Raw genomic sequence first — 22,560 nt, 5'->3', positions numbered from 1 at the left:
TTTTTCACTCTATCGGCACACCGTCCTTCGTCCTCGGCGCGAGCCACTTCATGAGCCTTTGCGGATCTTTCGTGCGGATTATTATCGTTATCGGGCCCAGGGGAGACTCCTCGTTGAAGTTGACGACGCCCGCGTAGGCGGCCTGCTTGTTCACCTTCACGATTATCTCCTCGCCGAAGTAGCCCTCCTCAAGGAAACTCCTGGCGGTGTCGAGTATCGCCTGACCCCTGAAGAGCTCGTAGAGCCTGCTCAGGGCCTTCCTGCTCCTCGTCTTTCCGGTGAGGATAATGTAATCGCCCCTGTCAAATGCATCGAACTCCAGATCCGGAACGAGGTTCAGCATCGCCCTCTTTACCTTCTCGATGTCCTCCGTTGGATAAACATAAGCCTCAACTTCGACCTCTTCGAACAGCTCCATCTTTTCCCACCGGGGTAAGGTCGGAAGAAGCCTTATAAAACCCACCGCCCAATGTTTTAGGGTGGCCTAAAGGTGTTAGAGAACTTCATCGGAACACTGGCCGGGTGGATACTCGACCTTTCAAACGGCAGCATGATGTGGGTGGCCTTCTATGCCGGCCTGTTCGTGGCCCTGATGACCTCTTTCGGGGCCATGGTGGCGATATTCGCGAAGAGGTTGCCTGAAGGAGGAGTTGATTTCGCTTTGAGCTTCGCCGCCGGCGTCATGATAGTGGCCAGCTTCACGAGTTTGATACTGCCCTCGATAGACATGACGGGCTCGTTCACACCTGCTGGGATAGGAATAGCCCTTGGTGTGCTTGCCATATACCTCATAGACCGCTTCCTCCCGCACGAGCACCTCGTCATGGGTTATGAGGGCCCCAAGGCCATGAAAGACAGGCTGAGAAAAGTGTGGCTTCTGGTAATAGCCGTGATAATCCACAACCTCCCGGAGGGGATGGCCGTTGGAACTTCCCTCGTTTACAGCCTTGAGGCGGGGCTCGTCACGACCCTTGCGATAGGCATACAGGACTTTCCCGAGGGCACCATAGTGGCGCTTCCCCTCGCAACGATACAGGGAAAGCGCGTGATGCCGATAGCCATGGGCGTTCTCAGCGGCTTCGCGGAGATGGCGATGGTTCTCCTCGGGGCCTACTTCTTCGGGGCCTTCTCGTGGCTTCTCCCCTACGGTCTCGGCCTTGCCGGCGGGGCCATGCTTTACGTGACGGTGAAGGAGATGATCCCGGAAATATACCGGAGGGAGGAAAGGTATACCCTCGTGACGCTCGGCTTCTTTGCCGGATTCTACGTCATGCTCTTCCTGGACTCAATGCTCGGCTAGGATCCTGTCCACTAGGCGTTTTACTTTTTCCTCGTACTCTTCCCTTGGGCCGTCGTTGACGAGCATGTAATCCGCCATTGCAATGACGTTGCCGATTCCGAACTTGAGCTCCTTCCAGTCGCGCTCCTCGAAGTCCTCCCAGGTCTTCGGATCGTCGTGTCTGCCCCTGGTTCTGAGTCTCTCGAAGCGCGTGTGGGGCGGTGTGTGGACGGCGATGATGACTATATCCTCCCCAGGAAAGGCGCTCCTGAAGGTTCCGACCTCGTCGAGCGAGCGGACGCCGTCAATAACGACGACCCTGCTGCGTCCGAGGAGGTGCTTCACCCTCTCGACCGCCAGCTTTGCAACCGCGTTCTGTCCGAGTTCCTGTCTCAGACGGATGCTAACCTTGGCGACGTTTTCCTTGGTCAGCTCCAGACCGCGCTTTGCCGTCTCTTCCCTCACGACGTCCCCCATAGAAACGCTGGGAAAACCCCTCCTCTCAAACTCGTGGACGATTTTGCTCTTTCCCGAACCAGGCATTCCGGTCACGATGATTATCATAGTGCCCACGCCCGGATAAAATTGGGGGATTTAAAAAGTTAGCCCTATTTGAGGAACGCGTCCAAAGTGCCCTTTTTCCTGGCTTCCGCTTTTTTCCCTGCCTCTTTTACCTTTCCAGGCATCTCGACACCGAAGTGCCTGAAAAGGCCCTCCACAACCTTCATGCCTATGCCCTCCACCTCGAGGAGATCCCTGACCTTCGCGCGCATTATGTCATCGGCCGTTCTGAAGCCCGCGTTGTAAAGTGCCCTGGCCCTCTTTCTTCCGATGTTGGGCAGTCTGACCAGTTCGAGGAGCTCCTCCCTGACTCCGTGCTTCAGTCTGAGGTGCAGGTCGCGGAGGTACTGGAGGACGTCATCCTTTGGCTCAAAGAGGCGGTAGAGCTCGATGAGGGCGTACATGAGCCAGTCGGCGAGCTCAAGAATCCGGTATAAGTCGCCGGGGTCAATGTTGTAGGTCTCGTAGATCCTCGCCTCCGGAACCTCGTTTATCCAGTCGAGGAGAACCTTAGCCGTCTTCACCTGGCTGAGGAAGCCCTGGAAGCGCGAGTCCTCGTAGTAGGGGATGTTGGTGTAGAGCCTGTCCTCGAGCTCGTAGGCGAGGTCGAGGTAGTCCTCCAGCTCGCGCTTTCTCGCTGTGAGCGTCGCCATGTCCGGCGTGGACGCTATCAGCTGGAAGATTCCGAAGGGGTTGGGGTTCCTCTCCAAAGCTGGAAACGCGTCCCTGAACTTTTTGGCCGTGAGAGGGTCTATGTAGAGCTGCGACGTCCTTTTCCCGAAGGGCAGGGCCATGAAGCGGTCCTGCATGTCCATGTCGATGAACTCGTTCTCGATGAGGAAGTAGACGACGTTCTTCGCCTTGTACTCTAAAGCCGCTATGTCTCCTCTCTGGTGGGCGTAGAAGGTTCTCTCAAGGAAGTCCACCAGCTCGCGGAAGTTCCCTATGTTGAAGTTGGTTATCAAAGCGAGAACCTGGCTCCTGAAGGCCTGCTCGTTGGCGAGCATCGAGAACAGCTTCTCAGGCTTACCGTGGATGTACTTCTCCATGAGCTTCCTCGGCTCATCTGTCCTGGCAACGATTATGGCCTCTCCAACGCGGTCGTACTTCGGTCTCCCCGCCCTTCCCATCATCTGCTGGATTTCGAGGACGGGGATGTCAGTCCAGCCGAAGCCGGCGTAGCGCTTGGTGTCCCTTATGATAACGCGGAACGCTGGGAGGTTTATTCCGGCGCTGAGGGTTGGCGTTGCCGTTATAACCTTAATCAAGCCCTCTCTGAAGGCGTCCTCTATCAGGGCCCTCTCAATCCTGCCCAGGCCCGCATGGTGGAAGGCCACGCCCCCCTTCAGGGCCCTCTTGAGTTTCTCGGTCGTTGGATTGTCCTCTATCTGGGAAATAATCCCCTCAAGCTGCCTCGTCTCAGGTTTCGTGAGGAGCCGAGAAATCTTCGATGATAGAGAAACCGCCTCTTTCTCAGCGCTTCTCCTCGTATTAACGAAGACCAAAGCCTGCTTGCCCTTCTTCACAGCGTCTATAGCTAAGCTCTCCCAGTTCTCCGGGTAGCGGTCGATCTTGCCATCCTCCCAAAATAGGGTTCCCAGGTGGAAGACGCCTTTCCTCAACTCAACCGGACGCCAATCGCTGACAACTAAGGCTGCATCGAGCCACTCTGCAAGCTCCTCGGCGTTTCCAACGGTCGCGCTTAAAGCTAAAATCTGGGCCTTTCCAAGGAGATGGCTTAGGATCATCTCAAGGGTTGCCCCCCTGTCGTAGGAGCCTATGAGGTGAACCTCGTCGGCGACGATCAGCTTTACGTCCTTCACCCACTTGGGACTGTGTCTCAGCAGGGAGTCAAACTTCTCGGCTGTGGCGACTATGATATCGTATCTGCCGAGCCACTCGTCGGTCGAGTCGTAGTCGCCGGTGGTTGCTGCGACCCTTATTCCTAAACTCTCCCACTCCTTGAACTCGCGGTACTTCTCTTCAGCCAAAGCCTTCAGCGGAACGAGATAGACGGCCTTACCACCCTCTTGGAGGAGCTTGTTCACCATGACTATCTCGCTGACAAGGGTTTTTCCGCTCGCGGTCGGGATGGCCAGAACTAGGTTCTTCCCCTCCAGCACGCCGCTCTTCAGAGCCTCTGCCTGCGGCGGGTAGAGCTCCTCTATGCCTCTCTCGCGTACTACCCTTTTGATCCTCTCGTCCACGGGCAGATCCTCAACCTTCATGGCCCTCAGCTCCGCAATTACTCTGTCGGCGGTTTTATATGCTTATCCCACGTACTCAACGGGGGGAGATGCATGAGGCTGAGGGTTCCCTACGTGCTCTTCGAGACAAGAACCGGGATGTACGGCGTGGACGCGTACTTTTCGCTGAGGGTGGAGAAACCCGAGAGGCGTGCAACGCTGATAAGAAAGGCCGAAAACCTCCAGCGGCTCGAGGCCAGACCTCGAGGGGCCCTGCTGGAAGAGGACTCCCTGAGGAACTACCTGACTTCCCTCTTCGTGACCCTCTACGACCTCAGCGGCGAGAGGTTCAACGAGAGGGCGCACCACATGAGGCGCTGGAACATCTGGAGAATCATCGGCATACCAACCGGCCACCAGCGGCACGTGGACAGGGACGAGGAGCTGGCCAAGAAGAACCGGGAAGCCCTGCTGGCCTTGGCGATAATGAGGAAGGTCCTCGGGATAAAGAGTCCCGCGGAGCTGGGGGAAACTGTGGTGAAACCCCGGGGCTATGCAGTCCTCGAGTTTGAGGTGAACGGTGGGGAAGTCAGCGACCCCGTTTACAGGGAACTGTTCAAAATAGACTCCAACGCAGGAATGGCACTCCAATGGCTGAGAACGGAAAAGATAGAATAGAAAAATCATGCCTTTCCGTAGAGCCAGCAGGCGACGTAGTGGCCGTTCTCGACCTCCACCAGCGGGGGCTCTTTCTTGTCGCAGAGTCCTGCCTTGGCAAATGGACATCTCGGGTGGAAGCGGCATCCCTGGGGCGGGTTTATCGGGCTCGGTGGCTCCCCCTCAACCTTCATGCGCTTTGCCTTGAGCTCCCTCGACAGCTCCGGGTCGGGAACGGGTATGGCAGATAGCAGGAACTTGGTGTACGGGTGGAGGGGGTTTTCGAAGATCTCTTCCGCCGGGCCGACCTCCACGAGCTTTCCGAGGTACATCACTCCCATTCTGTGGCTCATGTACTTGACGACTCCGAGGTCGTGGCTTATGAAGAGGTAGGTGAAGCCGTACTGCCTCTGGAGGTCCTTCAGCGTGTTGAGAATGTTGGCCTGAACCGAGACGTCGAGCGCTGAGGTCGGCTCGTCGAGGACTATGAACTCCGGCCTGAGCGCGAGGAGCCTCGCCAAAGCTATGCGCTGCCTCTGCCCGCCGGAGAACTCGTGGGGGTAGCGGTAGAGGTGCATCTCGTTGAGGCCGACGCTTTCCAGGAGCCTTATCACGAACTCCTCGGGGTCATCAACGGGTATCTTGTGGAAGCGGACGGGCTCCATGATGACCTCGAAGACCGTCTGCCTGGGGTTGAGTGAGGAGTAGGGGTCCTGGAACATGATCTGGGCCTTCCTGCGGAACCACTTCATCTCCTCGCCATTGAGCTTCGTGACGTCCTTGCCCTGGAAGATGATTTGACCGCTGGTGGGTTCGATGAGGCGGAGGATGGTCCTTCCGGTGGTTGTTTTTCCACAGCCGCTCTCTCCGACGAGACCGAAGGTTTCACCCCGGTTTATCCTGAAGCTGACGTCGTCAACGGCCTTGACGTAGCCCTCAGTTCTGAAAAGGCCTCTGATGGGGAAATACTTCTTGAGGTTTTTAACTTCGAGTATCGGCTCGCTCATGGTATCACCTCAGTAAAGGTGGCACGCCACGAAGTGACCGGGCTCTATCTCCTTCAGCTCGGGGACCCTATCCTTGCAGACGCCCATGACCCTCGGGCACCTCGGGTGGAAGCGGCATCCTCCGGGCGGCTCTATCAGGTTGGGAACCGTTCCCGGGATGGTCTCGAGCCGCTCTATCTTGGCCAGCGGGTTGGGAACTGCCCTTAGGAGACCCTGCGTGTACGGGTGAAGCGGGTTCTTGAATATCTGGTCAACGGAGCCTATCTCGACTATTTTACCCGCGTACATGACCGCCACACGGTCGGCCATCTCAGCGACCACTCCCATGTTGTGGGTGATGAGTATCACGGTGGTGTTGTACTCGCGCTTGAGCTTGTTCATCAGCTCGAGTATCTGAGCCTGGACCGTGACGTCGAGGGCGGTCGTTGGCTCGTCAGCGATGAGTATCTTGGGGTTGTTGGCGACGCCCGTTCCGATGACGACACGCTGTTTCATTCCTCCGCTCATCTCGTGGGGGTAGTTCTTTACCCTGTTCTCCGGGTCGGGGATGAGAACACGGCGGAGAATATCGACGGCCTTCTTAAAGCCCTCTTTCCAGTCCTTGACTGTGTTGTGAACCACCATTCCCTCGGCTATCTGATACCCCACCGTGTAGAGCGGGTCGAGGGAGGCGTGGGGGTCCTGGAAGATGTAGGCTATCTCCTTGCCCCTTATGTCTCTTATCTCCTCAGTGCCCAGCTTTAGGAGATCGACGGTCGAACCATCCTCCCTGTGGTAAATCACGCTGCCCTCCACGATCTTTCCGGGGCTCTCGATGAGCTGGGTGAGTGCGCGCGAGGTGACGCTCTTTCCACAGCCGGTTTCACCGACGAGCGCGAAGGTCTCGCCCCTGTAGACGTCGAAGGAAACCCTTTCGATGGCCTTGACTATTCCAGCGTAGGTGTAAAAGTGGACGGTCAGGTCGCGAACCTCAAGGATCGGCTCAGGCATTGCTCTCACCCTCCTTCTTGGCCTTCTTAACCTTGAACTCTATGCTCCTCCTCGTCTTCGGGTCGAGGATGTCCCTCATCGTGTCACCGAGGAGGTTCCATCCGAGGGCCACGAGCATGATCATGAAGCCCGAGAACGTAACGAGCCACCAGTGCTCCGGGAAGTACTGGGAGCCGTCGTAGACTATCCTACCCCAGTCGGCTATTGGCGGCGTTGCACCAAGGCCCAGGAAGCTCAGGCCGGCCTCCATGAGGATGACGCCTCCAAAGTCGAGGGTTATGTAAACCAGTATCGGGCCGATGATGTTGGGCAGGATGTGCCTGAACATTATCGTTCTGGAGCTGAGTCCTATGGCGCGGGCGGCTTCAACGTAGAGGCTCTCCCTCTCGGTGAGAGTCGAACCGCGTGTTATCCTGGCGTAGGCAGGCCACCAGACTATGATCATAGCGAGTATGACGGCGAGGAGCTTTCCGAGATTGCCGGCGTCCTGAGGTTCAAGCGCGAAGAGCCACAGCACGAAGCTCTGGACGGACTCATGGGTGGAGATGAAGTTCTGAAGCCTCTGCGGGAGCACGGCGGAGAAGGCCATGGCGAGGATGAGCGCCGGGAAGGCCAGGAACACATCGGTGATGCGCATGACGAGCTCGTCAACCTTGCCGCCGTAGTACCCGGCGATGAGACCCAGGATGATGCCCAGGGGCACACCGAGGACTATGACGACTATCGATATCACCAGGGAGACCCTGGCTCCGTAGAGGATGAGGCTGACGAGGTCCCTACCGAAGTTGTCCGCACCGAGCGTGTAGTGGATGTTCGTGGTGTACTGGATGATGTTGTCCCCCCTAAGCTCGGTAACGTTCAGGAAGTACGTCGAGCCGGGCGGGGCGAGGTAGGTGCTCATGTTGTAGTTGGTCGGGAAGAACCTGTAGTTCCACGTGGCGAGGCTGGGGCCGAATATGCCGAGGAGCACAAACATCAGCACGAGCGCCAGTCCTATGAGGCCCGGCGGGGAGCGGTTGAGGGCGTAGAGCATGAGCTTCCATTCTTCCATCTTGGAGCGGTTTTTCTTCTTCCAGTCCTTCTTGAACAGGCCTATGAAGCTTCCAAATCCCTCGACGAGCTTGTCGGAGAGCTTGTCCAGAATGTTTGATTTGTACTCTTCCCTGCCCATTTTATCACCCCAGCGTCAGTACCTCACCCTCGGGTCTATCAGGGCGTAGAGTATGTCCACGACGAGGTTTGTTATGAGGAATATCAGGGCGAAGATCATGGTTATGGCCACGACCGCAGGGAAGTCGAGGTTCCTGATTGAGTCGATGACGTAGGAACCCATTCCCGGGAGGCCGAACACCGTCTCGGTGATCGGAGTTCCGCCGAGGAGGCCTCCGAACTGAAGGCCGAGAACGGTGACTATCGGAACCATGGCGTTCTTGAGGGCGTGGCGGTAGATTCCCCTCTTGGGAACGCCCTTGGCCTTGAGGAACCCAACGTAGTCGCTGCCTATGGCCTCAAGGAAGCTGTTCCTGACGAACCTGGCGAGAACGCCGGCACCCATGAATCCCAGCGTGAAGCCAGGGAGCCAGAGCCTGTGGAGGTGCTGGCTGAAGGTTGAGAGGTCCCCGGTGATGAGGGCGTCTATCATCGGGATGTGGGTTATCTGGTGCTCGGGCGGGGCCGGGAAGCCGGCGAGCGTTATCCAGTGAACCTCGACGAAGAACACGTATATGAGAAGGTAGCCCAGCCAGAAGACCGGCATTGAAACGCCGGTGAGGGCGAAGAACCTGATAACGGTGTCTACCCACGTGTTCCTCTTAAGGGCCGAGATTATACCAAGGGGAATACCTATTATCAGGATGAAGAAGAACGCCACCAATGCCAACTCAAACGTCACGGGGAAACGATCTCTTATATCGTCAAGGACGTAGTTGGACGTCCTCGGGTCGATTATGCTGTTCCGCGCCAGTCCGCTCACAAGGAACCAGTACTGGTCGTACCAGGGCTCGTCGAGGTGGTACTCCTTCTTTATCTGCTCCATGTACGCCTGACTCGCCTTCTCACCGCCAGCCCATGCCCTGGCAACGTCCGCAGGGATGACGTAGGCGATCAGAAAGACTATGAGGGTAACTCCAATGAGGGTGGGGATAAACGTGAGGAGCCTTCTTATTAGGAACTTCTTCAGGTTCGCCAATCCGATTCCCCCCTGTGCCGTTGACTTTATCATTCTAGATCTCCGCCAAAAACCACGAACAGAAAAAAAGAAAGATCAGAATCAGCTGACACTTACCTCGACGCTCGTGAACTCGGTGGCGCCGTAGAGGAACGGGCCAACCCAGTTGTCGGAGTCGAGGTAGTCCGGGACCCAGCCGACGATGTAAACGTCGTACTCGCCGTGCTCGGTCTTGTCAAGGTAGGTCGGCCAGTTGTAGCTGTTGATGGTAACCTGGAAGCCGAGCTGGCTCCAGACGTTCTGCAGGAGGGTCATGATCTTCTCACGGGCGCTGTTGCCCTCGTTGTAGATGAGCTCGATCTTGTACTCGGTCGGGTCAACGCCCGCCTGGTTGAGGAGCTGCTTGGCCTTGGCAAGGTTGTAGTTGTACTTGATTATTCCCTCCTCGGTGTAGCCCGGCCACGGCTTCGGTATCGGACCGTAGTTCCTGGCGAGGAGTCCCTGGTAAACGACCTGGGAGATCTGGTCGTACGGAACGGCGTAGGCCATGGCCTCCCTGACGAGCGGGTCATTGAAGGGCTCCTTCTGGGTGTTGAAGACGAGGAAGGTCAGTATCGGCTGGAGGATGTCGGTCTTAACGACGGACTTGAAGCCCTGAAGCTCGAGGCCCTTAACCGTGTCCATCTTCTCGGGCGGTATGGCAACGACATCGGCGGTGCCGGTCTTGAACAGGTTGATCCTGGCCATGGCGTCGCTGTTGATGACGTAGATGACCCTCTTGTGGCCTGGGTTGGCGGTGGCGTTCCAGTAGTGCGGGTTGTACTCGAGGACTATGTAGGCGTCCTTCTGGTAGTCGGCGATGTAGAACGGTCCGGTTCCGACGGGCTTGTTGTGCATGAGCTGGTGGGTCGGGTCGCTCTTGCCCTCGCTCAGGTAGCTCCACCAGGCGCTCGGGTTGTGGCCGTTGTCGCTCGCCTGGAGGGCCTCCTGGTACTTGTCGCCGAGGAGGTACTCCATCGGGACGACGCTGAGGAACGGGTCGGCGAGTATTCCGAGAACCGGGGCGTACGGGGCCGGGAGAACGAGCTTGAAGACTCCAGCGGTGTCGCCGCTGTAGCCGAAGAACTGCTTGAGCTCGTCGAGGCTCTTGACCTCGGTGCTCTTGCCGTTGAACTCAGCTATGAGCGGGTGCTCTTTGAGGTACTGGTCGAACTCGTCCTCGGTGATGGCGGCGGAGTTGTTAACGTCTATGAAGCTGTCAACCATCCAGCTGACGCTGTGGCCGAGCCTCTCAACGCGGAGGAAGGTGAAGGCAACGTCGGTGGCGTCGATCGGGTAGGTCTTGTCGTCCCACGGGTCGTAGGCCTGGACACCGCCGCGGATGAGGAAGTACCACTCGGTACCGTCCTCGTTGTGGGCCCAGGCAACGGCAAGGTCCGGGCTGACCTCTTCGGTCTCCTCCTTCCAGTAGGTGACGAGGGTGTCACCGACCTCGTGCCAGATCTCCCATCCGAAGGTCTCGTAGGTCATGGCCGGGTCAAAGCTCTCCGGCCAGCCAATGGTGGCTATGGTGTAGGTCTCGGGGTCGTTCTTGTAGTCCTTAATACCGATCTTGACGGAGGGGGCGTTCTGGTCCTCGCTCAGGAGGTCATAGCGCTCCGCGAGGGTCGGGTGGTAGTACCTGCCCTTGACCCAGTCCCAGTAAACACGGAGCTGCTTGTTCTGACCGAGGATAACCTCGGGGGCAAGCTTGTTTCCGAGCATGTAGACGGCTTTGAAGAGCTCGGTTCTTATGGTCGGGTCGGTCTGGCGCCTGGCGGCCACAACGAGGGCATCGACGTGCTCATCGCGGAAGAAGGCCGGATCGATGGCACCGAATCCCTGACCCTTCTCCATGAGGGTCTTGACGTCCGGGGTGTTGGCGGTGTCAACCTCGTACTCGACCTTTATGACCTTCCTGTCGCTCGGGATGTCAACGGTCGGGCTGGCACCCTTCGGGCCGACGACCACGACGCTCTTGTCGGTGACGACAACGTAGACGTCACCCATCTCCAGTATCCCGGGCTTTACCTCCGCGGGGGCCTGCGTCTGGGTGGTCGACTGGCTTGATGTCGTGGTGGTACCGCCGGAAGTCGCCTCAGAAGACGTGGTCTGGGCACCCGTCGGACTTTCCGTGGTGCTCTGCGGGATGGTGGTTGTCTCACCGCTACTTCCACCTATACAGCCGCTGGCTGCAACAGAAAAAACCACCAAAAAAACCACTAACAGGGCTATTGAACCCTTGACCTTCATTAATACCCACCCCTATACATTAAGGGCATATTCTATAGGATTGATGAGGTAATAAATCTTTCGATACCACTTTTAGTGCCGTGTAAGCCTCTTAAGCGCACTATTGGTTACTTATAGGCAGCGTTCTCAATATGCAACTCCCCAAAGATATCCGAAAAAACTACGAAAAGCTTAAATGAGTTGGAGGGCTAGATAGAGACGTAAAGCCTTTCCGCGGTGATGAAAAATGGTTAGGTCGTACGTTTTACTGACCGTTGAGATTGGGAAAGTCGAGAGCGTCATAGAGGCGCTCAAACAGATTCCGGGCGTCACCAAGGCCGACGCCGTCACCGGGCCGTACGATGCGATAGTCCATATCGAGGCCAACGACCTCGGCGAGCTCACCAGGAAGATACTCCACGACATACACAACATTGACGGCGTTATCGATACCACTACCGCCATAGTCGTAGAAATGGAAGAAGAGGAGTGATCACCTCTTTTTCTTCCCGGATTTGCGTTTCTTCTTGCCCCGGGGCTTAACCTGGGTCTTTCTGATTTCCCTGATCTTCTGCCCAAGCATCCTCAGGGATTTGCCCTTAGGGTGCCTGCTCTCGATTCGGAGCATTCCCCTGAGCCTGTACTCATCGTCGAGACCTGCCAGCCGGGGGTTGAGTTTCTCCTCATCGAGCTCGATCACCTTCATCCCGAGGGCCAGCGCGGCATCGGCTATCTCCTGAACCTTCGGTCCGTCGATGGCAAGTTCCCTGCCCACCATCCTTCCGTATTTCCGGCTGAGCCTTGCATCGAGCTCGTTGGGCCACACCACGAACTTTCTCATTTTCCCCACCTGAAAGGTTTAAAAGACGCGCTGTTAAAAACCCTTTTGGTGAGCCGGGATGATGTACCCCCTTTTCGATGAGTACCTGTTTGGAAAGATCAATCGCGGTGATATAGTCCTGATAGAGTATCCCTCACTGTACCCCATCGAGGAGTTTTCATGGGGCTTCGTGATACCCCTTGTAACCGAGAGAGACGGGGCTGCCGTGGGAGATTTCTTCGGGGTCGGGAACATCCTGTTCAAAAACTACGTCCGCAGGCTTTCAGGGAAAAAATACCGCGAGCTAATTGAGATGATAAAAAGGATAAAGGTCGTTAAGATCGGCCCCGGCTCGATAAGCTACGGGGAGGTCATCGAGGAGGTCGTTCCCACGTATAGCGTCCAGAGCTTTCTCAAGAATTACTACTCTGTAATCAACCGGATAGGACACCTCCCCACCAAACCCGGCTACTTCCTGACCTTTGGACTTGGCCACTACATACACTTCGGCGGGAGCGACGCCATGAAGGCCATACTGACGGGGCTCAGCACGATACCTATGGAGGAGTGGGCCACGATACACTTCATAAACGAGGATCTGATTTCAAGGGAACACCTCGCCATGCTGGAGGAGATATCCTCAGTGGTCTTTTACGTGTCCAATGAGGGCCTTACCGTGAAGAAGGGCGGTGATGCCATTGATTCAGGAGGGTGAGAGGGTTCTGCTTGTTGACAGGAGGGGCAAGAGGTACCTCGTAACAGTCTCGGAGAGGGAGTTTCATACCGACTTGGGGATACTCAAGCTCGGCGAGCTCATCGGAAAAGACTATGGAACCTCGATAACCAGTCATAAGGGAGAGGAGTTCCGCGTTCTGAAACCGGACATCAATGACATCATAGCGAAGATGAGGCGCGGGCCCCAGATCGTCCACCCGAAGGACGCGGGCATAATCATCGCCTACGCCGGCATCTCTCCGGGGGACACCGTCATAGAGGCCGGTGTTGGGAGCGGTGCGCTCACAATTTTCCTAGCAAACATCGTCGGGCCGAGCGGAAGGATCATCAGCTACGAGGTCAGGGAAGACCACGCCGAGATAGCCAGGAAGAACGTCGAGCTTGCCGGCTTCTCCGACAGGGTAACGATAAAGCTCAAGAACATCTACGACGGCATTGATGAGGACTACGCCGACCACATCGTCCTCGACCTGCCCCAGCCGGAGAACGTCCTCCCGCACGCCGTCGAGGTGCTCCGCCCCGGCGGCTACTTCGTCGCCTACACCCCCTGTATGAACCAGGTCCACCGCTTCTTCCAGGTGTTCCAGGAGTACAGGGACCACTTCTACAGGCCGAGGGTCGTTGAAGTCCTTGTCAGGGAGCACGAGGTAAAGAAAGAGTGCATGAGGCCAAAGACAACGATGCTGGCCCATACTGGATACATAACCTTCATCAGGAAGCTGTAGTCCCGCCGTTTTTTTCTGCACCCTCTTCCTCACTTTTCCCATCGTAGCTGAGGTACGCCGTCCCGCCGAAAAGCAGCAGTCCGACTATTGCCTGGAGCACTGGGTTGCCCGGTATCCTCTGAAGTGCAGGGACGTTGCTGTAGATGACGGGCCAGAACAGCGACACGGCAGTGAGGACGATGGACGCGTGGTACACCAGTTTCTTCATGGCTTTTACCCCCTGCCCCTTTTCTGCGAACGTTTTTTAGTCTTTTCCCATCCGGGCCGAGAATCCTTTCGGATATTGAACCATAGGTTAACAACAGGTTTATAAGCACCCAAGGTTGTGAACCTTTAGATGACCAACTTTGAACCCATGTATGGAGGTGTTCATTGTGTATAAGATCCTCGAAAAAAGGGAAATCGCCATGAGGAACACATGGTATAAGATTCACGCTCCCCACGTGGCCAGGAAGGTTCAGCCCGGCCAGTTCGTCATAGTCAGGGCATTTAAGAACGGCGAGAGGATTCCCCTCACGCCGGTTATGTGGGACAGGGAAGAGGGCTGGATAGTTCTCATAGTGTTCACCCGCGGGAAGACCACCATGAGGATGGCGGCCGAGCTCAGGGAGGGCGACGGGATACTCAACATAGCCGGCCCACTCGGAAACCCCGTCGAGATGAAGAAGTTCGGGAAGATACTCGCCATCGGTGCCTACACCGGAATAGTTGAGGTGTATCCAATAGCCAAGGCCTGGCAGGAGCTTGGAAACGATGTCACAACGCTCCACGTCACCTTTGAGCCGATGGTCGTCCTGAAGGACGAGATGGAGAGGGCTGTGGGCAGGCACATCCTCGAGACCGTTCCGATAGACATGACCAAGAGCTTCCCCGAGAACATGAAGAACGTCACCAGGAGGCTCACCGAGAAGGTCAGGGAGCTTCTCGAAAAGGAGCACTTCGACCTCGTCTTCATGGTCGGGCCGTCCGGCGACCAGAGAGCCGTTTTTGAGGTTGTTAAGGAGTTTGGCGTCCCGATGAAGGCCGACCTCCACCCGATAATGGTGGACGGAACCGGTATGTGCGGTGCCTGCCGTGTGACCGTTGGCGGCGAGGTCAAGTTTGCCTGCATAGACGGGCCTGAGTTCGACGCCTACAAGGTCGACTGGGACGTCCTCATATCAAGGAGCGGCTACTACACCGACATGGAGATGATGGCGATGCAGGAGTACATGAAGGCCTTAACCGGAGGTGAGCAGTGATGGCCGTCAAAAGGAAGATCATCAAGGAGCGCGTTCCCACTCCGGAGCGGCCGCCGGAGGAGAGGGTTAAGAGCTTCGTCGAGGTCAACCTCGGCTACACCTTTGAGCTGGCCGTGAAGGAGGCCGAGCGCTGTCTGCAGTGTCCCTACGACTACGCGCCCTGTATAAAGGGCTGTCCCGTTCACATTGACATTCCGGGCTTCATAAGCAAGCTCGTGGAGTACCGCGACGATCCTGATAGAGCTGTTAAGGAGGCTCTCAACGTCATCTGGGCTTGCAACTCGCTTCCAGCCACCACCGGGAGGGTCTGCCCGCAGGAGGACCAGTGTGAGATGAACTGTGTCATGGGCAGGGTCGGCGACAAGATCAACATCGGTAAGCTGGAGAGGTTTGTGGCTGACTACGCCCGCGAGAAGGGCATTGACGAGGAGCTTCTCTTTGAGATAACGCCTAAGATCGAGAAGAAGGGTCAGAAAGTTGCCATCATAGGCGCCGGTCCGGCAGGACTTACTGCCGCTGGAGAGCTGGCGAAGCTTGGCTACGATGTCACAATCTACGAAGCCCTCCACGAGCCCGGAGGAGTCCTGATGTACGGAATTCCGGAGTTCAGGCTGCCGAAGAGCATCGTTGAGAGCGAGATAGACAAGCTGAGGAAGCTCGGCGTTAAAATCCTCACCGACCACGTCGTAGGGAAGACCGTCACGATGGAGGAGCTCATGGAGGAGTACGATGCGGTCTTCATAGCATCGGGAGCGGGAACGCCAAGGCTTGTGGATGCCCCAGGAATCAACCTTAACGGCATCTACACAGCAAACGAGTTCCTCACGAGGGTTAACCTCATGAAGGCCTACAGGTTCCCGGAGTACGACACACCGGTCAAGGTTGGCAAGAAGGTCATAGTCATCGGTGCAGGAAACACAGCAATGGACGCGGCGCGCTCAGCGAGGCGCTTCGGCGTTGAGGTCACCATAGCTTACCGCCGCGGCCCGGAGGATGTGAGCGCGCGCGTTGAAGAGGTAGAGCACGCCAAGGAGGAGGGCATTGAGTTCGTCTACTTCGTCAATCCGGTGGAGTTTATCGGCGACGAGGAGGGCAGGGTCAAGGCTGTGAAGTTCGAGAAGATGAAGCCCCTGGATGAGAGGGACGGCAGGGGCAAGAGGAAGATAATCGGCACCGGCGAGTACGTTACGCTTGAGGCTGAGACGGTCATCATCGCCATTGGAAAGCATCCGAACAGGCTCATAGTCAACACTCCCGGTCTCAAGGTCGAGCGCGGAAAGATAGTAGTGGATGAGAACCTTATGACCAGCATCCCGGGAGTTTTCGCCGGTGGCGACGCGATAAGGGGAGAAGCGACCGTTATCTTGGCAATGGGCGACGGAAGGATGGCGGCTAGGGCCATCCATGAGTACCTCACGAAGAAGAGGGAAGAGCAGAGAGAGAACGCCTGAGCTCTTTTCTCTGTTCTTCTCAACTTTTCTCTTACAATTACTGCCCCAGAAGTTGCGGCAACTTTATCAATTCCCTGGCGAATGAAACTCTGGCAATGACGAGCTCCGGAGTGGCTGACCGGTGATGAAGGGCATACTGGCCGAGCCGCTGGGTTTTTAACTCCTCCTGAAGACCATAGAACGAGCGATGACGACCTCTAGGGTATCTGAACCGCTCTGGTTGAGCGGATGATGAGAAAAGAGAACGGAGCTCACTCCTTCATCTTTTGCTCATGTACCCTAGTCTCTGGAGACTGCCCTCTCGACAAAAGACTTCGGAGAACGGTCGGAAGGTAATGAAAAGGAACCAGAATCAGAGGCTCTCAAGGTACTCGGCGTAGGCTTTAGCGTCCATGAGCTCCTTAAGCTCCTCGTCAAGGTTGCCCGGCCTGAGCTTGGCTATCCAGTTCTCGTAGGGGTCTTCGTTGAGGGCCTCCGGGCTGTCCTCAAGGGCTTCGTTGACCTCGACAACCTCGCCGCTAACGGGAGCGTAGACCTCGCTGACGGCCTTGACGCTCTCCAGCTCACAGAGAACGTCGCCCTTGCTGACCTCTTTACCGACCTCAGGAAGCTCGACGTAGGCAAGGTCGCCGAGCTCCTTCTGGGCGTAGTCGCTTATTCCGACCAGAACAGTCCCGTCGTCGAGAACCTGGACCCACTCGTGGTCTTTGGTGTAGTAAAGGCCCTCCTTGACCTTATATTCTCCTACCTCAATCATGAGCATCACCGTTTCTCCATAAAGCCGCCTGAGATTTAAACCTTTCCATTGTGGGCCATTCTCAACGCCGGGCGCGATTGCGGCGCAAAAATCTGCGGTTTTTGGGGCACTGTTTGAAACAGGTTTCGATGTTTTGGGTTATCTTTTTGTCCCTGCAAAAGCGTTATAACTCCCCTCAACGTAAACCTCCACATGAGCCGCGTCCCCTTCTACCTGAAGGAGAGGCTGGAGAACCTGAAGGGGAGGGTTCTCCACGAACAGTTCGAGGCGTCCGACCTCCCTGCCTGGGAGAGGGTCGTGCTAACGTGGGCCGTCCTGATGGCCTTCTGGGTCGTTATCTCCGCGAGCTTCGGCCCCGGGAACCTTGTAACGGGCGCGGCAGTTACCCTTGTAATAGCGGCTTTTATGAGGGATCTCCTCACTGCGGACATCCGGAGAACCGGCCACATTGTGGAAAAGCTCCTCTACTTCGCGTTCATCTACCTCCCCCAGTACATCGTGATAATGGCGTTCAGGCTCCTTGAGAGCAACCTCCGGGTGGCTAAAAACGTCATCCTGATGGACATCAACCCGGGGATAATTAAAATAAAAACCGACCTCCACTCGGATACGGGCATTGCGATACTAGCGAACTCCATAACTCTGACCCCGGGGACGCTCACCCTTGACGTCAACAAGAAGCTGGGGGAGACCTACCTTTACGTCCACTGGATAGAGGTGGAGACCCTCAACAGGGAGAAGGCGGGAGAAAAGATAAAGGGGGACATCGAGGAATGGCTCAAGAAAGTCTTCTGGTGAGCGCCTTCTACGTGCTCATCTTTACGGCACTCCTGGTGACCTACCGTGTGCTCAGGGGGCCCACCCTTCCGGACAGGATAGTGGGCCTCAATACGATAACGACGAAGGTCGTCGTTATAATTGCCGTCGTCTCCGTGATCAGGAGGGAGTACTACCTGATAGACCTGGCGATAGTCCTGCTCATGGTGAACTCTGTCGGCGGGCTTATCCTGGCGAAATACATGGAGCGGAGGGCAGGTCATGATTGAGGTGTTCCTGATGCTCTTCGGGGAGGCCGTCATGGTCTTCGGGGCACTCGGGATTCTTCGCTTCCCCGACGTCTACACCCGGTTGCACGCGGCCAGTAAGTGCGACACCGGTGGGGCGATGGGCATAATCTTGGCCCTCATCCTGATTATGGACGCCCCCGCAGTGGTCAGGGCCAAGTTCCTCGTGCTGGCTTTCCTTATAGCGATGATAAACCCGATGGTCAGCCACGCCATAGCCCGCGGGGCTTACAAGTACGGGGTGAAGCCGAAAGTTGTGGTGGACATGTATGCTTGGGACAATCCTTGACGTGGTGTTCGTGGCAATGGTGGTCCTTGCGGTGGCTGTGGTTGAGGAGAAGGATCTGGTTAGTGCGGTTGTTAAGTACGCACTCCTAAGCCTGCTCTTTGTCCTGGCTCTCTTTGAGCTCAAAGCCCCCGACGTGGCGCTCTCGGCGATAGTGGTTGGAGCGGTGGTCATCGGGGTGTTCCTGTTTACCATAAAGGGGGTGACGCGGTGAGGGCCGCTGCCGCCACCTTGACACTTGCACTGGGCATTCTGCTCCTCTCGCTGAGCTACTCGCCGCCCTACGGCGGGAGCTACACGTACTATGTCACCCACTGGACGGAAATAAACGTTCCCAACCTAGTATCGGCGATACTCGCTGGATGGAGGGCCTACGACAGTCTCGGCGAGGCGAGCCTGCTCTTCACGGCCGTCATCGGTTTTTACGTCCTCCTCGGGGGGAAGAAAAAGTGAAGATGAGCACCGTTGTGAGGACGACGACCAAGATGGTAAGCCCATTCCTCGTCACCTATGCGGTCTATCTGATGCTCTACGGCCACATAAGCCCCGGCGGCGGTTTCCAGGGAGGGGTTATCCTGGCGGTGGCCGTAATACTGCTCATCACATCACACGGCTACAGCAAAGTCCGGAGGAGGTTCCACTTCAACTGGGCAAGCCTCATAGAGAGCTCCGCCGGGGCGATGCTCGTGCTCCTGGGAATGACCGGACTTGCGTTTGGGGCGTTCTATGCCAACTTCCTGCCCACGGAGGGCGGGATAATCCTTCCGTTCAACGTCATCGTTGGCCTTGAGGTCGGTGCGGCGTTCACGTTCGTATTCTACATCCTGCTGAGGTGGGTTGAAAGTGATTAGCCCGGAACAGGCTGGAGTAGTAATCATGCTTATCGGGACCTACGGCCTGATGGCCAAAAAGGAGCCGATAAAGCTAGTGCTCTCCATCAACGTCGTCTCCCTTGGTCTGGTTCTCTTCTTCGTGGGGCTGGCATATTCGCCGGGAAAGGACGTCCCCATAATGCCCACGGATCCCGTTGATCCGCTCCCAGCGACGCTTATGCTCACCACCCTTGTAGTTGATGTCGCGATAACTTCCCTAGCCCTGGCGATTATAATGCGCATGCGGAGGGATAGTCAGTGATTTCGATGATGGTAGCGTCCCCGCTCCTCTTTGCTTTCCTTATCGTCCTGTTGGACACGCTGAGGGTGAAAAAGCCTATAATACAGGTTTCCTTCCTGCTTGGTGCCATCCTCCCTGCCGCGGTTCTCTTCATGGGCACCCCGGAGGGGGAGATAGTCGGCGGCTGGAACCGGATAAGTGGCATAGAGGTGGGGATAAGCGAACTGAACCTGCCGTTCATCGTGGGGGAGCTCATACTCTTCGTCTTTGCGGCACTTTACTCAATATCCTACTTTGACTTCAGGGACAAGAAAACGCCCAAGGCTTTGGCTTTGTTCCTGCTTCTCCACGCTGGCCTTCTGGGAGCGTTCATAGCGAGAGACCTCTTTAACTTCTACATCTACATGGAGATTGCATCTGTCTCGGCCTTCGCGCTCATAGCCTTCTTGGGCGAGCCGAACTCCAGGAGAGCCGCCTTCAAGTACCTCATGCTCTCACTCCTGGCTTCCTACTTCTTCGTCTTCGCCATAGGGCTGATATACATGGAGACGGGCTATCTAAACCTTATTCTTATATCCGAGAACGCCGTCCCCTCAAGGGAGCTGAACGCGGCCGTTGGGATAGCCTTTGCCTCGCTGCTCCTGAAGGCGGGCATCTTTCCGCTCCACTCATGGCTTCCGGATGCCCATTCGAGTGCTCCCACTCCGGTCAGCGCGGTTCTCTCTGGGGCGGTGGTTAAAGCTCCCGCCTACGGCTTGGTTCTCATGTTCTCAGCCCTTCCTATAGGGGGGACCCTAAGAACCCTCGCCATGGGTACGGCAGTCGTGTCCATTTTCTTTGGCATAGCTATGGCGCTCCTACAAAGGGACGCAAAGCGTTTTCTGGCTTACTCGACGGTCTCCCAGATGGGCTATGTGCTTCTCGGGATAGCGAGTCTCAACTTTCTAGGGGCAGCATACTACGCACTCGCTCATTCACTCTTCAAGGGTGGCCTTTTCCTGAGCGTTGGTGCTCTGGGAAGAAAAACCCGGGAACTCGGGAAGTTTGGCTACAGGAACGTGCCCCTCATGGCGCTTTCCGTGGTCATGCTCAGTCTGGCCATAGGCGGCGTTTCTCCCTTCGTAGGCTCCTACGCGAAGGGTTTGATCTCTTCTGGCCTCGATGGGGCATGGAAGTATGTCCTCTATGCCGGGAGCGTCGGCACGCTGGTTTCCTTCACAAAACTCAACTACTACCTGCTGAAGGGTCCCTCCGAGGACATTAAGTCTGTCTGGAAGTTTTCTTCCAGCTTCCTTGCATTCATCACTTTAGGCTCTGGGCTGTATTTAGGGGCCGTCCTTGATCCAAAAGACATCGTATACATAGTCCTGGCCATGGTTCTGTTCTTCATCCTGAAGGCAGCGGGTATTTTCGAGAAGAGAGTTCACGTCGGCTTTGGAGAAATAGGAAAGGAAGTAAACGTCCTCACGGCGATTTTTATACTGGCAATTCTGACATCGGTCCTACTCCAGGGGGCGTAGGACCACCTCCTTAACTTCCTTCAGCACCTCAAGTTCTCCCCTCAGCTCCTCCAGCGTGCCGCTCATTCCGCTCACGTCTATGACCGCAACTATCCCGGCCAGTTCTATGCCTTCAAGCTCCTCTGACTCGCTGAAGAGTATGTTCGCTCCATACTTCCCGAAGAGACCGCTTATCTTCGCCAGAACACCGGGCTTGTCTTCGACAATAAGTTCGACTTCCACGAGCTTCTTCCCTGGTAGAGCTATTCTTTCCATGTGTACCTCGTTGAGGTTCGTGTCAATCTCCAGAAGGAAGTAGGCACCTTCGACAAGACCGAGCTCGTAGGCGTAATCGAGGGGTATCTCAACCTTTCCGTTCTCCTTTATTCGAACTATCTCGTAGTGCCTCATAATTGGAGCTCTCATTTAATTGATAAAAGCCTTGCCCAGCGGAAACATTATTAACCCAGCCACCATAGGAAACCAACATGGAAATCATAGGGTACGTCTTTGTAATCATAGCCTTTGCAAGGCTCCTTGCTGAGGGCTTCGAAAGACTGGGTTATCCTGGCTTTCTTGGGGAGATAACCGCCGGGATGGCACTGAGCGCCCTTCTGATTAACATGCCCAGGGATCAGATGGAGCTGATGGCCGAGCTCGGGCTTTTCTTCCTTATGATATCCGCTGGCCTTGAGGTCACTCCCGAAGAGCTCCATTATGCGGGCAGGAAAACAGTGCCCCTGTACGTCGTCACGTACCTGACAATGCTCGTCCTAACGCTCCCCTTTGCGGGGTGGAGGTTAAGCTCGGACACTATAATAGTGGCCGCGATACTGTCCACGGCCTCGGCGCCGATAGTCCTCCGTCTGAAGAGGTTCTTCGGTGAGGACTTCATCCACGTCGCCCTGTCTTACGCAGTTATAAGCGAGGTAATGAGCCTGTTCATCGTTTATGTGATGGTGAGGGTGCACGAGAACCCTGGGAACTACCTGCCCATCCTTGAGAGCGTTCTCAAGGATGCCTTCTTCATAGGTATCATACTGTACCTGAATTATATAATTGGAATAAGGCACAAGGTTATGATAATCCGATTCCTCAGGAGACTTAAGAGTGATGAGGCCGTTTTTGGGCTTTTCATGGTTTTTTCGACGTCCCTCGCATTTGTCAGTGAGGAGCTAGGGCTCCACTTCAGCATAGGAGGGTTCCTTGCCGGCCTGATGATGCACAGCGACCTTGTCGGTACCAAGCAGTACGACAGGCTGACCACGATAGTGAGCGGCGTTACCTACGGCATCTTCGCTCCCATATTCTTCGCCTGGCGTGGCCTGAATTTCGAGACCGAGCTGTCCTTCGTCGTCGTGGAGTTCTTTGTCTTTGTTTACGTCGTCAGGCTTGTCGTATCGTCGGTGATGGTGAGGCACGGGGATCCGCTGACGTCCGCCGTCAGGGGTGCGGGGATAGCAAGCTTCGGTGTCCTGGGCCTGCTTGTCGGAGAGATAGGGTTTGTGTCAGGGGTGCTGAGCGAGCACATGTACGCTATGGCCTCGCTCACGAGCGTCATGGGTATATTTGCCTCCGCAACCCTGGGAAGGGCCGTGAACTATTACCGGGAAAGGAACTCCGACAGGGCCTTGTGACCTAAGAGGGGCTATCATATGGGGGTAGGGGGAGCATGCAGGGAGTGTGGGGCTTTTTTAATGGGATGGAAACGTTTTTAAGACCCCGTCAGATTAGGGAGTAGACAAATCGAG

28 protein-coding genes are annotated in these 22,560 nt (G+C 56.2%); 16 read left to right on the top strand and 12 right to left on the bottom strand.

The window, feature by feature from the left end; translation table 11 throughout:
* Nucleotides 1-4: 4 nt before the first annotated feature.
* Entirely contained in the window at nucleotides 5-418 is a 414-nt protein-coding gene (locus E3E36_RS03580; RefSeq protein WP_167893991.1) for an RNA-binding domain-containing protein, read from the bottom strand.
* A gap of 72 nt (nucleotides 419-490) precedes the next feature.
* Here E3E36_RS03580 and E3E36_RS03575 point away from each other — a divergent pair, with 72 nt between their 5' ends.
* On the top strand, nucleotides 491-1,300 hold the full coding sequence (locus tag E3E36_RS03575) for a ZIP family metal transporter (protein ID WP_167893990.1): 810 nt from the start codon (nucleotides 491-493) through the stop codon (nucleotides 1,298-1,300).
* Here the strand turns inward: E3E36_RS03575 and E3E36_RS03570 are convergent.
* Nucleotides 1,286-1,843 carry a dephospho-CoA kinase gene (locus tag E3E36_RS03570; RefSeq protein WP_167894746.1) on the bottom strand — a complete coding sequence of 186 codons (558 nt, stop codon included), beginning with the start codon at nucleotides 1,841-1,843 and terminating at the stop codon, nucleotides 1,286-1,288. The two genes, E3E36_RS03575 and E3E36_RS03570, sit on opposite strands and share 15 nt — an antisense overlap.
* A 44-nt stretch (nucleotides 1,844-1,887) precedes the next feature.
* The gene (locus E3E36_RS03565) at nucleotides 1,888-4,068 is read right to left on the bottom strand and encodes an ATP-dependent DNA helicase (RefSeq protein WP_167893989.1); all 2,181 of its coding nucleotides are present in this window, start codon (nucleotides 4,066-4,068) and stop codon (nucleotides 1,888-1,890) included.
* Nucleotides 4,069-4,140: 72 nt separating this feature from the next.
* On the opposite strand from E3E36_RS03565, the gene E3E36_RS03560 reads away from it, so the two are divergent.
* On the top strand, nucleotides 4,141-4,704 hold the full coding sequence (locus E3E36_RS03560) for a hypothetical protein (protein WP_167893988.1): 564 nt from the start codon (nucleotides 4,141-4,143) through the stop codon (nucleotides 4,702-4,704).
* Nucleotides 4,705-4,709: 5 nt separating this feature from the next.
* On the opposite strand, the gene E3E36_RS03555 is transcribed toward E3E36_RS03560, so the two are convergent.
* From E3E36_RS03555 to E3E36_RS03535, 5 genes are all read right to left on the bottom strand, one after another.
* The gene (locus E3E36_RS03555) at nucleotides 4,710-5,690 is read right to left on the bottom strand and encodes an ABC transporter ATP-binding protein (protein WP_167893987.1); all 981 of its coding nucleotides are present in this window, start codon (nucleotides 5,688-5,690) and stop codon (nucleotides 4,710-4,712) included.
* Between the two features lie 9 nt (nucleotides 5,691-5,699).
* On the bottom strand, nucleotides 5,700-6,680 hold the full coding sequence (locus E3E36_RS03550) for an ABC transporter ATP-binding protein (RefSeq protein WP_167893986.1): 981 nt from the start codon (nucleotides 6,678-6,680) through the stop codon (nucleotides 5,700-5,702).
* Nucleotides 6,673-7,851, bottom strand: coding sequence for an ABC transporter permease (locus E3E36_RS03545; protein ID WP_167893985.1), 1,179 nt, complete (start codon nucleotides 7,849-7,851; stop codon nucleotides 6,673-6,675). The genes E3E36_RS03550 and E3E36_RS03545 overlap by 8 nt, the downstream gene beginning before the upstream one ends.
* A 15-nt stretch (nucleotides 7,852-7,866) precedes the next feature.
* Nucleotides 7,867-8,868, bottom strand: a complete 1,002-nt coding sequence (locus E3E36_RS03540; RefSeq protein WP_148883445.1) for an ABC transporter permease — start codon at nucleotides 8,866-8,868, stop codon at nucleotides 7,867-7,869.
* Nucleotides 8,869-8,949: 81 nt separating this feature from the next.
* On the bottom strand, nucleotides 8,950-11,139 hold the full coding sequence (locus tag E3E36_RS03535) for an ABC transporter substrate-binding protein (protein ID WP_167893984.1): 2,190 nt from the start codon (nucleotides 11,137-11,139) through the stop codon (nucleotides 8,950-8,952).
* Nucleotides 11,140-11,365: 226 nt separating this feature from the next.
* Between E3E36_RS03535 and E3E36_RS03530 the strand changes: the two genes are divergently transcribed.
* The gene (locus E3E36_RS03530; protein ID WP_167893983.1) at nucleotides 11,366-11,611 is read left to right on the top strand and encodes an Lrp/AsnC family transcriptional regulator; all 246 of its coding nucleotides are present in this window, start codon (nucleotides 11,366-11,368) and stop codon (nucleotides 11,609-11,611) included.
* Here E3E36_RS03530 and E3E36_RS03525 read toward each other — a convergent pair whose 3' ends face one another.
* Nucleotides 11,612-11,959: a signal recognition particle protein Srp19 gene (locus E3E36_RS03525; RefSeq protein WP_167894745.1), complete on the bottom strand. Its 348-nt coding sequence runs from the start codon at nucleotides 11,957-11,959 to the stop codon at nucleotides 11,612-11,614.
* 58 nt (nucleotides 11,960-12,017) lie between these two features.
* Between E3E36_RS03525 and E3E36_RS03520 the strand changes: the two genes are divergently transcribed.
* Nucleotides 12,018-12,653, top strand: coding sequence for a DUF257 family protein (locus tag E3E36_RS03520; RefSeq protein WP_167893982.1), 636 nt, complete (start codon nucleotides 12,018-12,020; stop codon nucleotides 12,651-12,653).
* Nucleotides 12,637-13,398, top strand: a complete 762-nt coding sequence (locus E3E36_RS03515; protein ID WP_167894744.1) for a tRNA (adenine-N1)-methyltransferase — start codon at nucleotides 12,637-12,639, stop codon at nucleotides 13,396-13,398. The genes E3E36_RS03520 and E3E36_RS03515 overlap by 17 nt, the downstream gene beginning before the upstream one ends.
* On the opposite strand, the gene E3E36_RS03510 is transcribed toward E3E36_RS03515, so the two are convergent.
* Nucleotides 13,385-13,606 (bottom strand): hypothetical protein, encoded by a 222-nt coding sequence (locus tag E3E36_RS03510; RefSeq protein WP_167893981.1) that lies wholly within the window; start codon nucleotides 13,604-13,606, stop codon nucleotides 13,385-13,387. The genes E3E36_RS03515 and E3E36_RS03510 overlap by 14 nt on opposite strands.
* A gap of 166 nt (nucleotides 13,607-13,772) precedes the next feature.
* On the opposite strand from E3E36_RS03510, the gene E3E36_RS03505 reads away from it, so the two are divergent.
* Both E3E36_RS03505 and gltA read left to right on the top strand, forming a co-directional pair.
* Nucleotides 13,773-14,639, top strand: a complete 867-nt coding sequence (locus E3E36_RS03505) for a sulfide/dihydroorotate dehydrogenase-like FAD/NAD-binding protein (protein WP_167893980.1) — start codon at nucleotides 13,773-13,775, stop codon at nucleotides 14,637-14,639.
* A complete protein-coding gene (gene gltA / locus E3E36_RS03500) occupies nucleotides 14,639-16,090 on the top strand; it encodes an NADPH-dependent glutamate synthase (RefSeq protein ID WP_167893979.1) in 1,452 nt (483 codons plus the stop codon). The genes E3E36_RS03505 and gltA overlap by 1 nt, the downstream gene beginning before the upstream one ends.
* A 352-nt stretch (nucleotides 16,091-16,442) precedes the next feature.
* Here the strand turns inward: gltA and gcvH are convergent, their stop codons facing one another.
* A complete protein-coding gene (gcvH, locus tag E3E36_RS03495) occupies nucleotides 16,443-16,847 on the bottom strand; it encodes a glycine cleavage system protein GcvH (RefSeq protein ID WP_167894743.1) in 405 nt (134 codons plus the stop codon).
* Nucleotides 16,848-17,039: 192 nt separating this feature from the next.
* Between gcvH and E3E36_RS03490 the strand changes: the two genes are divergently transcribed.
* Genes E3E36_RS03490 through E3E36_RS03455 form a run of 8 tightly spaced genes read left to right on the top strand, consistent with a single transcriptional unit; the run spans nucleotide 17,040 to nucleotide 20,830 of the window.
* Nucleotides 17,040-17,645: a Na+/H+ antiporter subunit E gene (locus E3E36_RS03490; RefSeq protein ID WP_167893978.1), complete on the top strand. Its 606-nt coding sequence runs from the start codon at nucleotides 17,040-17,042 to the stop codon at nucleotides 17,643-17,645.
* Nucleotides 17,621-17,893: a monovalent cation/H+ antiporter complex subunit F gene (locus tag E3E36_RS03485; RefSeq protein ID WP_167893977.1), complete on the top strand. Its 273-nt coding sequence runs from the start codon at nucleotides 17,621-17,623 to the stop codon at nucleotides 17,891-17,893. The genes E3E36_RS03490 and E3E36_RS03485 overlap by 25 nt, the downstream gene beginning before the upstream one ends.
* Entirely contained in the window at nucleotides 17,886-18,200 is a 315-nt protein-coding gene (gene mnhG / locus E3E36_RS03480; RefSeq protein ID WP_167893976.1) for a monovalent cation/H(+) antiporter subunit G, read from the top strand. Before E3E36_RS03485 ends, mnhG begins: the two co-directional genes overlap by 8 nt.
* Nucleotides 18,181-18,411, top strand: coding sequence for a hydrogenase subunit MbhD domain-containing protein (locus tag E3E36_RS03475; protein ID WP_167893975.1), 231 nt, complete (start codon nucleotides 18,181-18,183; stop codon nucleotides 18,409-18,411). Before mnhG ends, E3E36_RS03475 begins: the two co-directional genes overlap by 20 nt.
* Entirely contained in the window at nucleotides 18,408-18,650 is a 243-nt protein-coding gene (locus E3E36_RS03470; protein ID WP_167893974.1) for a hypothetical protein, read from the top strand. Before E3E36_RS03475 ends, E3E36_RS03470 begins: the two co-directional genes overlap by 4 nt.
* On the top strand, nucleotides 18,647-19,048 hold the full coding sequence (locus tag E3E36_RS03465; protein ID WP_167893973.1) for a Na(+)/H(+) antiporter subunit B: 402 nt from the start codon (nucleotides 18,647-18,649) through the stop codon (nucleotides 19,046-19,048). Before E3E36_RS03470 ends, E3E36_RS03465 begins: the two co-directional genes overlap by 4 nt.
* Entirely contained in the window at nucleotides 19,041-19,331 is a 291-nt protein-coding gene (locus E3E36_RS03460; protein WP_167893972.1) for a cation:proton antiporter subunit C, read from the top strand. Before E3E36_RS03465 ends, E3E36_RS03460 begins: the two co-directional genes overlap by 8 nt.
* 5 nt (nucleotides 19,332-19,336) lie before the next feature.
* Nucleotides 19,337-20,830, top strand: a complete 1,494-nt coding sequence (locus E3E36_RS03455) for a proton-conducting transporter membrane subunit (RefSeq protein ID WP_206203468.1) — start codon at nucleotides 19,337-19,339, stop codon at nucleotides 20,828-20,830.
* On the opposite strand, the gene E3E36_RS03450 is transcribed toward E3E36_RS03455, so the two are convergent.
* Nucleotides 20,813-21,220, bottom strand: coding sequence for an ACT domain-containing protein (locus E3E36_RS03450; protein WP_167893970.1), 408 nt, complete (start codon nucleotides 21,218-21,220; stop codon nucleotides 20,813-20,815). The genes E3E36_RS03455 and E3E36_RS03450 overlap by 18 nt on opposite strands.
* A 77-nt stretch (nucleotides 21,221-21,297) precedes the next feature.
* Here E3E36_RS03450 and E3E36_RS03445 point away from each other — a divergent pair, with 77 nt between their 5' ends.
* Nucleotides 21,298-22,446, top strand: a complete 1,149-nt coding sequence (locus tag E3E36_RS03445; protein WP_167893969.1) for a cation:proton antiporter — start codon at nucleotides 21,298-21,300, stop codon at nucleotides 22,444-22,446.
* Nucleotides 22,447-22,560 lie beyond the last annotated feature (114 nt).

The organism is Thermococcus sp. M36 (assembly GCF_012027355.1).
Classification (GTDB): Archaea; Methanobacteriota_B; Thermococci; order Thermococcales; family Thermococcaceae; genus Thermococcus.
This window is presented reverse-complemented; position numbering and strand designations above follow the sequence as displayed.

Excerpts from the sequence above, each read along its gene's own strand:
- E3E36_RS03580 (WP_167893991.1), bottom strand. The coding sequence starts at position 418 with ATGGAGCTGTTCGAAGAGGTCGAAGTTGAGGCTTATGTTTATCCAACG.
- E3E36_RS03570 (WP_167894746.1), bottom strand. The coding sequence starts at position 1,843 with ATGATAATCATCGTGACCGGAATGCCTGGTTCGGGAAAGAGCAAAATC.
- E3E36_RS03565 (WP_167893989.1), bottom strand. The coding sequence starts at position 4,068 with ATGAAGGTTGAGGATCTGCCCGTGGACGAGAGGATCAAAAGGGTAGTA.
- E3E36_RS03560 (WP_167893988.1), top strand. The coding sequence starts at position 4,141 with ATGAGGCTGAGGGTTCCCTACGTGCTCTTCGAGACAAGAACCGGGATG.
- E3E36_RS03555 (WP_167893987.1), bottom strand. The coding sequence starts at position 5,690 with ATGAGCGAGCCGATACTCGAAGTTAAAAACCTCAAGAAGTATTTCCCC.
- E3E36_RS03550 (WP_167893986.1), bottom strand. The coding sequence starts at position 6,680 with ATGCCTGAGCCGATCCTTGAGGTTCGCGACCTGACCGTCCACTTTTAC.
- E3E36_RS03545 (WP_167893985.1), bottom strand. The coding sequence starts at position 7,851 with ATGGGCAGGGAAGAGTACAAATCAAACATTCTGGACAAGCTCTCCGAC.
- E3E36_RS03535 (WP_167893984.1), bottom strand. The coding sequence starts at position 11,139 with ATGAAGGTCAAGGGTTCAATAGCCCTGTTAGTGGTTTTTTTGGTGGTT.
- E3E36_RS03530 (WP_167893983.1), top strand. The coding sequence starts at position 11,366 with ATGGTTAGGTCGTACGTTTTACTGACCGTTGAGATTGGGAAAGTCGAG.
- E3E36_RS03525 (WP_167894745.1), bottom strand. The coding sequence starts at position 11,959 with ATGAGAAAGTTCGTGGTGTGGCCCAACGAGCTCGATGCAAGGCTCAGC.
- E3E36_RS03520 (WP_167893982.1), top strand. The coding sequence starts at position 12,018 with ATGATGTACCCCCTTTTCGATGAGTACCTGTTTGGAAAGATCAATCGC.
- E3E36_RS03510 (WP_167893981.1), bottom strand. The coding sequence starts at position 13,606 with ATGAAGAAACTGGTGTACCACGCGTCCATCGTCCTCACTGCCGTGTCG.
- gltA (WP_167893979.1), top strand. The coding sequence starts at position 14,639 with ATGGCCGTCAAAAGGAAGATCATCAAGGAGCGCGTTCCCACTCCGGAG.
- gcvH (WP_167894743.1), bottom strand. The coding sequence starts at position 16,847 with ATGATTGAGGTAGGAGAATATAAGGTCAAGGAGGGCCTTTACTACACC.
- E3E36_RS03490 (WP_167893978.1), top strand. The coding sequence starts at position 17,040 with ATGAGCCGCGTCCCCTTCTACCTGAAGGAGAGGCTGGAGAACCTGAAG.
- E3E36_RS03485 (WP_167893977.1), top strand. The coding sequence starts at position 17,621 with ATGGCTCAAGAAAGTCTTCTGGTGAGCGCCTTCTACGTGCTCATCTTT.
- mnhG (WP_167893976.1), top strand. The coding sequence starts at position 17,886 with ATGATTGAGGTGTTCCTGATGCTCTTCGGGGAGGCCGTCATGGTCTTC.
- E3E36_RS03475 (WP_167893975.1), top strand. The coding sequence starts at position 18,181 with ATGCTTGGGACAATCCTTGACGTGGTGTTCGTGGCAATGGTGGTCCTT.
- E3E36_RS03455 (WP_206203468.1), top strand. The coding sequence starts at position 19,337 with ATGATGGTAGCGTCCCCGCTCCTCTTTGCTTTCCTTATCGTCCTGTTG.
- E3E36_RS03450 (WP_167893970.1), bottom strand. The coding sequence starts at position 21,220 with ATGAGGCACTACGAGATAGTTCGAATAAAGGAGAACGGAAAGGTTGAG.
- E3E36_RS03445 (WP_167893969.1), top strand. The coding sequence starts at position 21,298 with ATGGAAATCATAGGGTACGTCTTTGTAATCATAGCCTTTGCAAGGCTC.